Source organism: Novosphingobium resinovorum (genome assembly GCF_036352595.1).
GTDB classification, from domain to species: Bacteria; Pseudomonadota; Alphaproteobacteria; order Sphingomonadales; family Sphingomonadaceae; genus Novosphingobium; species Novosphingobium resinovorum_B.
On sequence record NZ_JAZFAX010000015.1, the window covers coordinates 95,260 to 107,726 of the forward strand.

Sequence of the window (12,467 nt, forward strand, 5' to 3'; positions counted from 1 at the left end):
CGATGCTGGTAAGACAGGCAGCCAACGCGCTGGAAATCCTCGAATACTTCGCCCGGCGCCAGCGCCCGGCGAGCGCGGCGGAGATCGCCATCGACTTGCAGTGGCCGCGTTCGAGCACCTTCAACATCGTCCAGACGCTGGTGGCCAAGGGCTATCTCTACGAGCCGCGCGCGCGGGGGAGCTACTATCCGACGCCGCGCTGGGGGGTGATGGCCGAGGCGGTCGGGCAGGCCGAGCCGTTGCCGACGCCGTTCCTGGCGCTGGCCCATGCGCTGCTGGAGGCGACCGGCGAGACGACGGTGATCGCGGCGGCGGCAGGGACGGAGGCCGTCCACATCCATGTCGAGGAATCGCGCCATTCGGTGCGCTACTTCGCCAAGGCCGGGGACCGGGTGCCGATCCATGCGAGTTCGGCGGGCCGGGCGCTGCTGGCGCAGATGACGCCGGGCGAGCGCGACAAGCTCTACACCCGCGTCGATTTCGCGCGGTTCTCGGGCACCACGCCGCTTTCGGCGGCGGCGATCGAGGCCGAACTGGCGGCGGCGCAGGGGCGCGGGTGGCACCAGTCGAACGCCGAGTACACGCCCGATCTGGCGGGTGTGGCGCTGCCGCTGCCGGGGCCGCGCCGGCTATCGATCGTGGTGGTCGGGCCGGTCTCGCGCTGTCTCGACCAGCGCGCGGCGACGGCGGCGATCATGCAGCGCCACATCGCCGCACTGCCCGCCATCGACGACTGAAGCATACGGCCACGCGGCGGCGCAGTCCCGGACGTGATCCGGGGCGCGATGGCGCGTGCGCGTAACAGACCGGAACACGTCCGCATGAGCGGCGGAAAGGGAGAGGCATGAACAACGATCCGGGGACGATCCTCGACGAAGGGCCGATGCACCGGCTGCAGGTGACGGTGGTGGCGCTGTGCATCGCGCTGACCGCGCTCGACGGCTTCGACGTGCTGGCGATCAGCTTCGCCGCGCCCGGCATCGCCGCCGAATGGGGCATCGATCGCGGCGTGCTGGGGGTGGTGCTGTCGATGGAACTGCTGGGCATGGCGCTCGGCTCGGTGCTGATCGGCAACCTGGCCGACCGCATCGGCAGGCGACCGACGATCCTGGGCTGCCTTGTGGTGATGACCGCGGGGATGCTTTGCGCGGCTTTCGCGGCCGACCTCACCATGCTGTCCGCGACGCGCTTCGTAACCGGTCTGGGCATCGGCGGGATGCTGTCCTCGACCAGCGCGATGGTGGCCGAATTCTCCAGCGCGCGGCGGCGGGGGATGAACCTGTCGTTCAACATCGCGGGCTATTCGGTAGGGGCGATCCTGGGCGGGATGCTGGCCTCGCTGCTGCTCGCCGATGCCGGGGACTGGCGGCGGATCTTCCTGCTCGGCGCGGGGATGACGGCGGTGCTGCTGCCGGTGGCGGTGTTCGCCTTGCCGGAATCGATCGGCTCGCTCGCCTCGCGGCGGCCGGTCGATGCGCTGGCGCGGATCAACGCGGTGCTCGCGCGGCTTGGTCGGGCGCCGCTGGGCGTGCTGCCGCAGCCGCAGAGCCACGCCAAGCCCTCGATCGCGACGCTGTTCTCGCCGGACTACTTGCGCCCGACGGTGTTGCTGACCTTCGCCTATTTCGCGCAGATCATGCTGTTCTACTACGTCCAGAAGTGGGTGCCCAAGATCGTCGTCGACATGGGCTTCACCGCCGCCGAGGCGGGGCGGGTGCTGGTATGCGCCAACGTGGGGACGCTTTCGGGCGCGGTGGCGATCGGGCTCGCCTCGCAGAAACTGCCGATGCGCCCGACGCTTGCGGCGGTCATGGCGATCGGGTTCGGGGTGATCGCGCTGCTGGGGGTGGTGCCGCAGACCTTGACCGCGCTTTCGCTGGTGGTCGGGGTCGCGGGGTTCTTCATCAACGCGGGGGTGGTCGGCCTCTATCCGGTGGTGGCCGGGGTGTTCCCGGCGACGATCCGCGCGAGCGGCACCGGCTTCGTGATCGGCGTGGGCCGGGGCGGCTCAGCGCTGGGTCCGGTGATCGCAGGCGCGCTGTTCGCGGGCGGCGGCTCGCTCGAACTGGTGTCGCTGGCGATGGGGGCGGGCGGCCTCGTCGCGGCGGCGGCGGTCCTGGCGCTGCCGCGACGGTGAGCCTCAACTCAGCGAGCGCAGCAGGATGCTCGTCTCGCTGTTGAGCACGCCGTCGATCGAGCGCAGTTCGCGCAGCACGCGGTCGAATTCGGGGAGGTCCGCGGCCTGGATCTCGGCCACCAGATCCCAGGCGCCGTTGGTGGTGTGCAGCGCGCGGATCTCCGGAATGCCGCGCATCAGGCGGATCACGGCGGCGGTGGAGCGGCCTTCCACCTCGACCATGGCGATGGCGCGCACATGCCGCCCGGCACTCTCGCGCGCGCGCACGGTGAAGCCCAGGATCGCGCCGGTATCGAGCAGGCGGTCGAGCCGCGCCTGCACGGTCGCGCGCGAGACGTCGAGGATCTGCGCCAGCTTGGAGATCGGCGCGCGTCCGTCCTCGCGCAGGAGCGCGATGAGCTGGCGGTCGAGAGTGTCGAGATCGGTCAGGATTCGCTCCGTCGGACTTGGTCTTGCCGGGTGACCATAGGAAAGCCGCGCGGCCCGGTCACCCGCCATGAGGGGCAAGGTCGGCCGTGCCGGTGGGTAAGTCTTTGACCTTGCGCCGGGGCCGGCATCGCGTATCGACTGACGCGGTGAAGGCACAGAGGTCGAGAGTGAAGCTGAACCATCGTCTGCTGGCCCCCCTGGCGCTGGTATCGCTAGCGATGGCACCGGCGGTAATGGCGCAGCCGGAGCCGCAGCCCGCACTCGTCGATCTGGCCAATCCGCTGATGGGAACCGATTCCAGTCCCGAGCTGTCCCATGGCAATACGTATCCGGCGGTAGTCGTGCCCTGGGGCATGAACGCCTGGACGCCGGCTACCGGCAGGGCGGGCGACGGCTGGATCTACACTTACGGCGCACGCCGTATCAACGGCATCCGCCAGACGCACCAACCGAGCCCCTGGATGGGCGATTATGGCGCCTTCTCGCTGTTCGCCGAAACCGGTCCTGTGCGCGTCGGAGAGGATGATCGCGCGTCCTGGTTCGACCACAAGGCGGAGGAAAGCCACCCTTACGCCTACCGGGTCTACCTGGCGGACTACGACGTCACCGCCGAAGTCGCGCCGACCGCGCGGGCGGCGCAGTTCCGCTTCACGTTCCCCGCGAGCGAGGAGGCCCATATCCTGCTCGATGCCCATGCCGGCGGCGCGATGGTCCGGATCGATCCGGAGCATCGGCGCATCCTCGGCTATGTGCGCAACAACAAGGGCGGGGTTCCGGGGAACTTCGCCAACTACTTCGTGGCGCGGTTCGATCACGATTTCACCGTGAGCCGGACCTGGGAGGGCAACGGGAGCACGCTGGGCGACGCGGCGAGCCGGGAGGGCGACCATGTCGGCGCCGTCGTCACGTTCCGGACGCGGGCGGGCGAGCAGGTCGGCGTCCAGGTCGCATCCTCGTTCATCAGCCCCGAGCAGGCGCAGCGCAACCTCGATGCCGAAATCGGCACCGATGGCTTCGAGCAGACCCGCGCGAAGGCGAGGCAGGCGTGGGAAAGCGAGTTCCAGCGCATCGCCGTCGACGATCCCGATATCGACAATCGCCGCACCTTCTACTCGGCGCTCTACCGCATGCTGCAGTTTCCGCGCGTGTTCCACGAGATCGACGCGGCGGGCAGGAGCTTTCACTACAGCCCCTATGACGGGCAGGTCCACGAAGGGCCGCTCTATACCGACACCGGTTTCTGGGACAGCTGGCGCGCGGTGTTCCCGTTCCTGGCGCTGATGTATCCCGAGCGCGACGGTGAGATCATGCAGGGCCTTGCCAATGCCACCCGTGAATCGGGCTGGCTTCCCGAGTGGGCGAGCCCGGGGCACCGCGACATGATGATCGGTTCGAACTCGGCGATCGTCATAGCGGATGCCTATGCCGCCGGGGTGCGCGGGTTCGACGTCGATACGCTCTACCAGGCGATGGTGCGCAATGCGACGACCTCGGCGGGGCGACCCATCGACCGCGAGGGGCGGGTGCTGCGCGCGGTGGGCCGCGAAGGGATCGAGCTATACGACCGTCTGGGCTACGTGCCCTACGACGCCGGGATCCCCGAAAGCGCGGCGCGGACGCTGGAGTATGCGACGGCGGACTTCGCCCTGTCGCGCCTCGCCGGGATGCTCGGCAAGGCGGCGGATGCCCGGCGCTATGCGCGGCGGGCGCAGAACTATCGCAAGCTGTTCGACCCGCAGACCGGCTGGATGCGCGGGCGCAACCGGGACGGCTCGTGGCAGGCGCCGTTCGATCCGTTGAAGTGGGGCGATGCCTTCACCGAGGGCAATGCGATGCAATACAGCTGGTCGGCGGTGCAGGACGTGCAGGGGCTGATCGACCTGATGGGCGGCGAGCACCGTTTCGTCGATCGTCTCGACGGCGTGTTCACCACCCCGCCGCGCTTCGATGCAAGCTATTACGGGCAGGTGATCCACGAGATCCGCGAGATGCAGGTGGCGGACATGGGGCAGTATGCCCACGGCAACCAGCCGGTCCAGCACATGATCTACCTCTACGACTGGGCGGGCGCGGCGTGGAAGGCGCAGGCCCACGCGCGCGAGGTGATGCGCCGCCTCTATTCCGCCACTCCCGACGGCTATCCCGGCGATGAGGACAACGGGCAGACCTCGGCATGGTACGTGTTTTCGGCGCTGGGCTTCTATCCGGTGACGCCCGCGGTCGGCGAATACGCGATCGGCAGCCCGCTGTTTCGCCGCGTGCGCCTGACGATGCCGGGCGGTCGCATCCTGACGGTGGAGGCTGAGGGTAACGGGCCCGGCAACGTCTACATCCAGTCGGCCAGCCTGAACGGCCAGCCGTGGAACCGGCCCTGGCTCTCGCGGGAGGCGCTGCGGGCAGGGGGCGTCCTGCACTTCGTCATGGGCCCTCGGCCCAACCCCGCGTGGGGCGCTGCCAGCGCCGATGCGCCCTATTCGCTCAGCCGCCCCCATCGAACCGAGGATATACTGCAAAGATGACCTTCCAGCGCCGTGAAATGCTGGCCGGAGCGGCGATGCTGACGCTCTCCGCAGTCGCCTTGCCGCGCGGTGCCAGCGGTGCCGAAGGCTTTCCTGACAAGCGCCCCGCCAAAGCCGACCGCCGCTTCGCCAGCGCGGCGGTGGAGGCGGAGATCGCGCGGGTGCAGGCCGGGCTGGGCGATCCCGAACTCGCCTGGCTTTTCGGCAATTGCTATCCCAACACGCTCGACACCACGGTGCGGATGGGCGAGGTCGAGGGCAAGCCCGATGCCTTCGTCATCACCGGAGACATCGCCGCGATGTGGCTGCGCGACAGTTCGGCGCAAGTGCAGGCCTACGTACATCTGGCGGCGCAGGACGCCGACTTGCGCCGCCTGTTCCACGGCCTGATCCAGCGGCAGGCGCGCTGCATCCTGATCGATCCCTACGCCAACGCCTTCATGCAGGATCCCGGTGCGCGCTCCAGCCTTTCGGCCGTCTCCGACCGGACCGAGATGAAGCCCGGCGTCGCCGAGCGCAAGTGGGAGGTCGATTCGCTATGCTACCCGATGCGGCTCGCCCATTCCTACTGGCGCGCCACGCGGGACGCGGCGCCGTTCGATGCGCTGTGGTCCGCCGGAGCTGCGCGCGCGGTGGCGACCTTGCGTGAACAGCAGCGCAAGGACGGGTCCGGCCCCTACCATTTCCAGCGCCGCGACACCTCGCCGACCGAGACGCTGATGTTCGGCGGCTACGGCGCGCCCACGCGCAAGGTGGGGTTGATCCACTCGATGTTCCGGCCCTCGGACGACGCCTGCCTCTATCCTTTCCTGATCCCGTCGAACCTGTTCGCCGTCGCGGCGCTGCGGATGCTGGCGAGGATCCACCAGGAAGCGCGCGGCGACGGCGCGGCGGCGCAGGACTGCGCGGCGCTGGCGGACGAAGTCGAGGCCGCGCTTCGGGCATGGGGGCGGATGGACGACGGGCGCGGCGGTCAGGTCTGGGCCTACGAGGTCGATGGCTATGGCAACACGGTGTTCATGGACGATGCCAACGTCCCCAGCCTTTCCGCCCTGCCGCTGCTGGGCGCGGCGGACCGTGCCGATCCGCTCTACCGCCGCACTGCTGCGCTGGCGTGGTCGGGGCGCAATCCGTACTTCTTCGAGGGACGGGCCGGGCAGGGCATCGGCGGGCCGCATGTGGGCATGGACATGATCTGGCCGATGTCGATCATCACCCGTGCCTTATGCAGCGACGACGACGCGACGATCCGTCAGTGCCTCGCCTGGCTCAAGGCATCGCACGGCGGCACCGGCTTCATGCACGAGAGCTTTCACAAGGACGATCCCAAGCGCTTCACGCGGCCCTGGTTCGCCTGGGCCAACGGCCTGTTCGGCGAACTGATCCTGGATCTGGAACGGCGCCGGCCGCGCCTGCTGCGGTAGCGCCCGGGGTTCAGTCCGGCACGAAATCGACGAACAGGCCGGCGCCGGCTGCGGTTACGGACCCTGCAAAGCGGATGCAGTCGAGCCGGCCGAGCGCGCTGCCCGATACGGTCTGTGCTTCCAGCGCGACGAAGAAGCCGGTGCCCGTGCTGGTGGCGAGGTCTCCTGCGGCAAGGCGCGTCATCGTGCAGGCGCAGTGCCCGCTCCGGACCATCGCGTTGAGGTCCAGCACCGGCTCGCCCAGCGGCTCGCCATGCACCGCGACGCCGCCGCCGAAGGGGAAGGGCGGGCTCCCCGGATCGAGCCGCACGGCGATGCCGGGGCCGGTCAGCGCCAGCGATCCGGCGATCACCGCGAGCGTGCGGTCGACGCCGTCGAAGGCCGAGAATGGTCCGGCCTGTTCGACGCGCGCCATGCTGAGGCGCCACAGGAAATCGCCCATCCCCGCGCCGGATGGGAAGACAGCGATCTCTCGCGTGGTGCAGCCGCCGTTCTTCCATGGAACCTCGGGGCAGTCGGCGGCGCGGATGATGCGGGTGATGGTCATGGTATCTTCGTTCCGTTGGCGACCGGTTTTGGCCGAGGGGGCTTCGACAGGCTCAGCCTGAGCGGAATTTAAAGCTGTTCTATCAAAACCGCTCAGGCTGAGCTTGTCGAAGCCCCTCGCGCCGGGGCGCTTAGGCCCCCTAAAGGATGCCCGGCAGGTCCAGCCCCTTTTCCACCGCGCAGTCCCGCGCGATCTCGTAGCCCGCGTCGGCATGGCGCATGACGCCGGTGGCCGGGTCGTTCCACAACACGCGCGCAAGCCGCGCCGCCGCCTCGGGCGTGCCGTCGGCCACGATCACCATGCCCGAATGCTGCGAGAAGCCCATGCCGACGCCGCCGCCGTGGTGCAGCGACACCCATGTCGCGCCGCTGGCGGTGTTGAGCAGGGCGTTGAGCAGCGGCCAGTCCGAAACCGCGTCCGAGCCGTCCTGCATCGCCTCGGTCTCGCGGTTGGGCGAGGCGACGGAGCCGCTGTCGAGGTGGTCGCGGCCGATCACGACCGGGGCCTTCAGCTCGCCGTTGGCGACCATTTCGTTGAAGGCGAGGCCGAGGCGGTGGCGATCGCCCAGACCGACCCAGCAGATGCGCGCGGGCAGGCCCTGGAAGTGGATCTTCTCGCGCGCCATGTCGAGCCAGTTGTGCAGGTGCGCGTTGTCGGGCAGCAGTTCCTTCACCTTGGCGTCGGTCTTGTAGATATCCTCCGGATCGCCCGAAAGCGCGGCCCAGCGGAACGGCCCAACGCCCCGGCAGAACAGCGGACGGATATAGGCGGGCACGAAGCCGGGGAAGTCGAAGGCGTTCGCCACGCCCTCGTCCAGCGCGACCTGGCGGATGTTGTTGCCGTAGTCGGTGGTGGGAACCCCGGCCGCCTGGAAATCGAGCATCGCGCGCACATGCTGCGCCATCGATGCCTTGGCGGCCTTGGCGACTGCCTCGGGTTCGCGCTCGCGGCGCTCGATCCATTCGGCGACGGTCCAGCCTGCGGGGAGGTAGCCGTTGATCGGATCGTGGGCGCTGGTCTGGTCGGTCAGCAGGTCGGGGCGAATGCCGCGCGCGTAGATTTCGGGCAGCAGCTCGGCGGCATTGCCCAGAAGGCCGACCGAGACGGGCTTTCCATCCGCCTTCGCCTGCTCGATGATGGCCATGGCCTCTTCGATGGTGGCGGCGGACTTGTCGAGGTAGCCGGTGCGCAGGCGCATCTCGATCCGGCTGGGCTGGCACTCGATCGCAAGGCACGATGCGCCCGCCATGACGGCGGCCAGCGGCTGCGCGCCGCCCATGCCGCCAAGGCCCGCTGTCAGCAGCCATTTGCCCGAAAGGTCGCCGCCATGGTGCTGGCGGCCCATCTCCACGAACGTCTCGTAAGTGCCCTGAACGATGCCCTGCGTACCGATGTAGATCCACGAACCGGCGGTCATCTGCCCGTACATGGCAAGGCCGCGCTTATCGAGTTCGTTGAAATGCTCCCAGTTCGCCCAGTGGGGCACGAGGTTGGAGTTGGCGATCAGCACGCGCGGGGCATCGGCGTGGGTGCGGAACACGCCGACCGGCTTGCCCGACTGCACCAGCAGCGTCTCGTTGTCTTCCAGCCGCTGGAGCGTCTCGACGATCCGGTCGTAGCTCTCCCAGTCCCGCGCGGCGCGGCCGATGCCGCCGTAGACCACGAGTTCCTCCGGACGCTCGGCGACGTCTGGGTGGAGGTTGTTCATCAACATGCGCAAGGGCGCTTCGGTGAGCCAGGACTTGGCGGAAAGCTGCGTGCCGGTGGCGGGCTTGATGACGCGGGTATTGTCGATACGGGTCATGTCAGGCGTCCTGAAGGGCGAAGGCGCGGGCGGCCTTCATGATCTGGGAAAGGGTCTCGGAGATCGCGGCGGCGCGTGCCGGATCGAAGGCGGGGGGCCAGTTGGCCTCGCTGGGCACCTCGGGTTCGTCCATGTAGCCGCGAATGGCGAGTTCCATCTGGATGGCATGGACGCCCTTGTCGGGCTGGCCGTAATGCCGGGTGGTCCAGCCGCCCCGGAAGCGGCCGTCGAGGACGTGGCTCTCGCCCGATTGGGCGCAGATGCCTTCGACGGCGGCCGCCAGCGCGGGATCGCAGGTCTTGCCGCCGTTGGTGCCGATGTTGAACTGCGGCAGTTCGCCGTCGAACAGGCGCGGCACATGGCTGCGGATCGAGTGCGCGTCGTAGAGCACCACCCGGCCATGGACGGCGCGCAGCCGGTCGATCTGGGCCTGCAGCGCGGCATGGTACGGATCGAACCAGAGCGCGCGGCGGCGGGCGATCTCGGCCTCGCCCGGCGCTTCGCCTGAATAGAGCGGCTCGCCGTCGAAGGTCGTGGTCGGGCACAGTTCGGTCGTCGCCTGCCCCGGATAGAGCGAGGCGCCCGAAGGATCGCGGTTGAGGTCGATCACGCTGCGCGAGATGCGCGTGCTGACGAGCGTTGCGCCCAGATCGGCGGCGAAAGCGTAGAGGTCGCCCACCCACCAGTCGGCATCGCGTCGCGCCAGCCATTCGGACGCGAAGAAGTGCCCCTCGTCGGCAAGCTGGGTGCCGACGTGGGGGAAGGCGACAATAAGGGGGGCGTCGCCTTCAGTGATCCTGAGCCAGTCGCTCACGCCACACCGGGGAGGCTGTCGCCTGCCGCAGCGAGCAGCGTACCCGAACGGATCAGCAGGTTCGCGGCTTCCATGTCCGGGTGGAAATGGCGGTCGTCCTCCAGCGTCGGCACCTGTTCGCGCAGGGTCGCGCGGGCGGCCTCAAGCGCATCGCTGGACGCGAGCGGGGCGTGGAAATCCACCCCCTGCGCGGCGGCGAGCAGTTCGATGCCCAGCACGGCGGTCGCGTTCTCGGCCATGTCGAGCAGGCGCCGCGCGCCGTGGGCGGCCATCGAGACGTGGTCTTCCTGATTGGCCGAAGTCGGGATCGAATCCACGCTGGCCGGATAGGCGCGCTGCTTGTTCTCGCTGACGAGCGCCGCAGCGGTCACCTGCGGGATCATGAACCCCGAATTGAGGCCGGGGCGCGGCGTCAGGAACGCGGGCAGGCCGGACAGCGCCGGGTCCACCAGCATGGCGATACGGCGCTCTGCGATCGAGCCGATCTCGCAGATGGCCATGGCGATCATGTCGGCGGCGAAGGCGACCGGCTCGGCATGGAAGTTGCCGCCCGAAAGCGCCTCGTCGGTCTCCGGGAAGATCAGCGGGTTGTCGGAGACGCCGTTGGCCTCGATCTCCAGCGTGGTCGCGGCCTGGCGCAGAATGTCCAGCGCGGCGCCCATGACCTGCGGCTGACAGCGCAGGCAGTAGGGATCCTGCACGCGCGCGTCGTTCTCCAGATGGCTGGCGCGGATGGCGCTGCCGGTCATCAGGCCGCGCAGGGCATCGGCAACCTCGATTTGACCCCGATGACGCCTTAGCGTGTGGATGCGCGGATCGAATGGGGTGTCGGACCCCTTGGCCGCCTCGGTCGAGAGCGCGCCGGTGACGAGCGCGGAGCGGAACAGCAGTTCGGCCTCGAACAGCCCGGCCAGCGCATTGGCGGTGGAGAACTGGGTGCCGTTGAGCAGCGCCAGGCCCTCTTTAGGCCCCAGTTGAGTGCTGGTGAGTGCCGCTCTGTCCAGCGCCTCGGCGGCAGGCAGGCGTTCGCCTTCGTAGAAGATTTCGCCCACGCCGATCATCGTCGCGGCCATGTGGGAGAGCGGGGCAAGGTCTCCGCTCGCACCGACCGAGCCCTGCGACGGCACTACCGGGGTCAGCCCCTTGACCAGCATCGCCTCCAGCAGCGCCACCGTCTCTGGCCGCACGCCCGAGGCGCCCTGCGCCAGACTGGCGAGTTTCAGCGCCATCATCAGCCGGATCACCGGCACCGGCGAAGGCGCGCCCGTGCCCGCCGCGTGGCTCAGCACGATGTTGCGCTGGAGCGTGGCGAGGTCTTCGTCGCCGATCCGCACGCTGGCGAGCTTACCGAAGCCGGTGTTGATGCCGTAGACCGGCGCGCCCTTCGCCAGAATGCGCGAGACGGCGGCAGCGCTTTCCGCGACGCGCGGCGCGCAGGCCGGGTCGAGCGTGACGGGGGCACCGCGATAGATCGCGCGCCAGTCCGCCAGCGGGATGTCGCCGGGGGTGAGCAGGACAGGATTCATTGACCACTCCAGATGCGGGCATGGAGCGGATTGAACCCCATGCGATAAACCAGTTCGGCGGGACGTTCGACGTCCCAGATGGCGAGATCGCAGCGCTTGCCCGCCTCCAGCGTGCCGCGATCGGTCAGCCCGAGGGCGCGCGCGGCATGGCGGGTGACACCGGCAAGACATTCGGCCACGGTCAGGCGGAACAGCGTCGCGCCCATGTTCATCGTCAGCAGCAGCGAGGTGAGCGGCGAGGTGCCGGGGTTGCAGTCGGTCGCCAGTGCGATCGGCACCCCGGCGGCGCGCAAGGCGGCGACCGGCGGCAGCTTCGTCTCGCGCACGAAGTAATAGGCGCCCGGCAGCAGCGTGGCGACGGTGCCCGATGCGGCCATGGCGGCGATCCCGGCCTCGTCGAGATGTTCGAGGTGATCGGCGGACAGCGCCCCGTGCCGCGCCGCCAGCGCCGCGCCGTGGAGGTTGGAAAGCTGCTCGGCATGAAGCTTAACCGGCAGACCATGGCGCGCGGCGGCGGCGAACATCCGTTCCGTCTGCGCCGGGGTGAAGCCGATGCCCTCGCAGAAGGCGTCGACCGCATCGGCAAGGCCGAGCGCGGCGACCTCGGGCAGCACTTCGTCGCAGAGCAGGGCGATGTAGCCGTCCGCATCGTCCGCGAACTCAGGCGGCAGGGCGTGCGCGCCGAGGAAGGTGGTGGCGATCGAGACTGCGCGCTCCTTGCCCAGACGGCGGGCAGCGCGCAGCATGCGGATCTCGCTGTCGCGGTCGAGGCCGTAGCCGGATTTCACCTCCACCGTGGTTGCGCCTTCCGCCATCAGCGCGTCGAGGCGGGGCAGGGCGGCGGCGACGAGATCGTCCTCGCTCGCGGCCCGGGTGGCGCGCATGGTGGAGACGATACCGCCCCCGGCCCGCGCGATCTCCTCGTAGGATGCGCCGCCCAGGCGCATCTCGAACTCGGCCGCGCGGTCGCCGCCGTGGATCAGGTGGGTGTGGCAGTCGATCAGGCCCGGGGTGATCCAGCGGCCCTCACAGTCGACGATCCGCTTCGCATCAAGGGCCGGAGCCTCCGCGGCAGGCCCGGCGTAAGCGATCATGCCGTCCTTTGCCGCGATTACGCCATGGTCCACCGCGCCCACGCCTTCACCCGTCATCGTAGCGAGCCGGGCGCCTTTCCAGACGGTGTCGTACAGCATGATTCCGTGGCCCTCGTTTGCCTCGTCCATTGTGATTGCACCGTTCAAATTTAATGTATAGACAAAAAATCGAA

Annotated in this window: 10 protein-coding genes; 4 read left to right on the forward strand and 6 right to left on the reverse strand. The window is 69.1% G+C overall.

Annotated features, from left to right (window positions below; all coding sequences use genetic code 11):
* Positions 1-2: 2 nt before the first annotated feature.
* A complete protein-coding gene (locus V2S85_RS15325) occupies positions 3-737 on the forward strand; it encodes an IclR family transcriptional regulator (protein WP_330703712.1) in 735 nt (244 codons plus the stop codon).
* 107 nt (positions 738-844) lie between these two features.
* On the forward strand, positions 845-2,137 hold the full coding sequence (locus tag V2S85_RS15330) for an MFS transporter (protein WP_330703713.1): 1,293 nt from the start codon (positions 845-847) through the stop codon (positions 2,135-2,137).
* 3 nt (positions 2,138-2,140) lie between these two features.
* On the opposite strand, the gene V2S85_RS15335 is transcribed toward V2S85_RS15330, so the two are convergent.
* Entirely contained in the window at positions 2,141-2,635 is a 495-nt protein-coding gene (locus tag V2S85_RS15335; protein WP_330703714.1) for an Lrp/AsnC family transcriptional regulator, read from the reverse strand.
* Between the two features lie 98 nt (positions 2,636-2,733).
* Between V2S85_RS15335 and V2S85_RS15340 the strand changes: the two genes are divergently transcribed.
* Both V2S85_RS15340 and V2S85_RS15345 read left to right on the forward strand, forming a co-directional pair.
* Positions 2,734-5,085: a GH92 family glycosyl hydrolase gene (locus V2S85_RS15340; RefSeq protein WP_419198204.1), complete on the forward strand. Its 2,352-nt coding sequence runs from the start codon at positions 2,734-2,736 to the stop codon at positions 5,083-5,085.
* Complete coding sequence (locus tag V2S85_RS15345; protein WP_330703715.1) at positions 5,082-6,509, forward strand: glycoside hydrolase family 125 protein; 1,428 nt, start codon at positions 5,082-5,084, stop codon at positions 6,507-6,509. Before V2S85_RS15340 ends, V2S85_RS15345 begins: the two co-directional genes overlap by 4 nt.
* A 10-nt stretch (positions 6,510-6,519) precedes the next feature.
* Here the strand turns inward: V2S85_RS15345 and V2S85_RS15350 are convergent, their stop codons facing one another.
* The 5 genes from V2S85_RS15350 to hutI all read right to left on the reverse strand — a co-directional run bounded on the left by V2S85_RS15350 (position 6,520) and on the right by hutI (position 12,393).
* Positions 6,520-7,056, reverse strand: a complete 537-nt coding sequence (locus tag V2S85_RS15350; RefSeq protein WP_330703716.1) for a HutD family protein — start codon at positions 7,054-7,056, stop codon at positions 6,520-6,522.
* Between the two features lie 139 nt (positions 7,057-7,195).
* On the reverse strand, positions 7,196-8,860 hold the full coding sequence (hutU, locus tag V2S85_RS15355) for a urocanate hydratase (protein ID WP_330703717.1): 1,665 nt from the start codon (positions 8,858-8,860) through the stop codon (positions 7,196-7,198).
* Between the two features lies 1 nt (position 8,861).
* Entirely contained in the window at positions 8,862-9,674 is an 813-nt protein-coding gene (gene hutG, locus V2S85_RS15360; RefSeq protein ID WP_330703718.1) for an N-formylglutamate deformylase, read from the reverse strand.
* A complete protein-coding gene (gene hutH, locus V2S85_RS15365; RefSeq protein WP_330703719.1) occupies positions 9,671-11,200 on the reverse strand; it encodes a histidine ammonia-lyase in 1,530 nt (509 codons plus the stop codon). Before hutH ends, hutG begins: the two co-directional genes overlap by 4 nt.
* Positions 11,197-12,393: an imidazolonepropionase gene (gene hutI, locus V2S85_RS15370; RefSeq protein ID WP_330703720.1), complete on the reverse strand. Its 1,197-nt coding sequence runs from the start codon at positions 12,391-12,393 to the stop codon at positions 11,197-11,199. The genes hutH and hutI overlap by 4 nt, the downstream gene beginning before the upstream one ends.
* Positions 12,394-12,467 lie beyond the last annotated feature (74 nt).